We start from the raw sequence: 1,972 nt of genomic DNA on the forward strand, positions 1-1,972 counted from the left end.
ATCCAATACGGACGCCCGCAAGAATGCCCTGCATCTGGATTGTTGTTTTCAACCCGTAGGCCGCGATCTCGCCATTTTGCACAAAGAGAGTTTTCTCGATCCTAAAGAGTACAAATGGCTTTTGGAATTCTTTGGGCCTGAAAAAGTTTTTGAAATCACCGAAGAGGAAATGTACCGGATGTTCAGTAACGTCTTTTCGATCTCGCCGGAAGTTGTGGTTTCCGAACGCAGTTTCACCCGGTTAAACAACTGGCTGCGATCCCAGGGGCTGACTGTAGAGGAAATCCCCTATCAGGAGGTTGGTAAACAGGGCGGTCTTTTGCGATGCAGTACCCTGCCGCTGGAGCGCGGTTAAGCCCTCACACCCCTTTAAACCAATCTTGCGGTCGTATGATCGTATTCTTTCTTTTTCTGCAGATAATCCTGTGCGATTTAGCTACATTTACGGCACTTTTTCGTTGAGCAATGCAGATAACAAATACCATCCTTATGGTTCGGCCGGTTCGCTTCCGAATGAACGAGCAAACGGCGGTGAATAACTTTTTTCAGGAAGATCTGGAACTTCGCAATTCAGAAATCAACCGCCAGGCGCAGGAAGAATTTGACGATTTTGTAGATAAGCTCAGAAATGAAGGCGTTTCAGTAATTGTAGTCGAAGACCGGCTGGAAATGGACACTCCGGATTCTATATTTCCCAATAATTGGGTTTCCTTTCACCAGGATGGCACTGTTGTGGTATACCCCATGTATGCAGAGAATCGCCGCAGGGAACGGCGGGAGGATATTTTTGACATACTCGAAGAACGGGGGTTTGTCATTCGGCAGATTATCGACTACACCGGGGCAGAACTCGATGGATTTTTCCTGGAGGGTACCGGGAGTATCCTTATGGACCGCGAACACCAAAAGGCGTATTGTGCGCTTTCCGCCCGGGCCGACGAAGCGGTATTCATAGAGTTTTGTGAAGAATTTGAAGTCACCCCGGTCATCTTTACGGCCAACCAGTCTGTCGATGGTAAAAGACTGCCTATATACCACACCAACGTCATGATGTGCCTGGGGGAGGCGTTTGCCGTGATCTGCCTGGATTCCATAGACGATCGGAAAGAACGAAAGAATGTACTGGATCACCTCAAACGCGATGGCAAGGAGGTTATTGATATCTCAGAGGCCCAGATGCACGCTTTTGCCGGGAATATGCTTCAGGTAGCCGGTCGTGATGGCGAACGCCTTTTGGTGATGAGTGCCTCGGCCCATCAATCCCTGACTCCGGATCAAATCAGGCGCCTTGAAAACACTTCCCGTATCGTCTCAAGCCCATTGGATACTATTGAAACCTGTGGGGGCGGAAGTGCGCGTTGTATGATGGCCGAAGTGTTTTTACCTGTTAAGTAGGCTATACGGCTGTTTTAGAGCTTTTTGGTGTTTGCGCTATTCTGGAGATCATCCCCCCGAATATAAAATAGTGGAAGGGGACGATGGAGTACCAGTAAAGGCGCCCCCGAAGCCCGCGGGGTCGAAAGGTGGCTGTTTGGTGCAGGATGTTGTCCTGGTCAATTTTAAATTCAAGCCAGGCTTCCCCGGGTAGTCGCATTTCCGCGAAAAGTAAGAGCCGTGCTTTTTCCCGGTCTGCGAGCAATACCCTCCAGAAATCCAGGGAATCTCCTGTATATATTTTATCGGGATGTGTACGGCCCCGTCTGAGGCCAACTCCACCACTCATTTTATCGAGAAAACCCCGGATTCTCCAGAGCCAGTTTCCATAGTACCAACCGCGTTCCCCTCCGATTCTCCAAATGTTCTCCAGCACAGCCTCCCGATCCTCGACCTTCAACTGCTTTTTGTCCGTCAGGACCCCGAATTTGGGAACCTGAATATATTGCTCCAGGTTCTGGTTAAAGCGCCCGCTGACCATACTGTCTTTCCAGCTACTGACCACCAGGTTCTGTTCGATTTTTTCGAAGGCCATATC

Annotated in this window: 3 protein-coding genes; 2 read left to right on the forward strand and 1 reads right to left on the reverse strand. The window is 49.5% G+C overall.

The annotated features are described in order from the left end of the window. Both WBV75_RS11175 and ctlX read left to right on the forward strand, forming a co-directional pair. Positions 1–355: dimethylarginine dimethylaminohydrolase family protein (locus WBV75_RS11175; RefSeq protein WP_424120682.1), on the forward strand; the 355-nt coding region annotated here is incomplete at its 5' end. A 110-nt stretch (positions 356–465) separates the two neighbouring features. Beyond that, positions 466–1,395 (forward strand): citrulline utilization hydrolase CtlX, encoded by a 930-nt coding sequence (gene ctlX, locus WBV75_RS11180; protein WP_424120683.1) that lies wholly within the window; start codon positions 466–468, stop codon positions 1,393–1,395. A gap of 1 nt (position 1,396) precedes the next feature. Here ctlX and WBV75_RS11185 read toward each other — a convergent pair. Then, positions 1,397–1,972, reverse strand: a 576-nt coding sequence (locus WBV75_RS11185; protein ID WP_424120684.1) for a DUF2867 domain-containing protein, incomplete at its 5' end; no start/stop codon positions are given.

The sequence above is a fragment of the Robiginitalea sp. genome (genome assembly GCF_049588695.1).
Classification (GTDB): domain Bacteria; phylum Bacteroidota; class Bacteroidia; order Flavobacteriales; family Flavobacteriaceae; genus Robiginitalea.

Excerpts from the sequence above, each read along its gene's own strand:
- ctlX (WP_424120683.1), top strand. The coding sequence starts at position 466 with ATGCAGATAACAAATACCATCCTTATGGTTCGGCCGGTTCGCTTCCGA.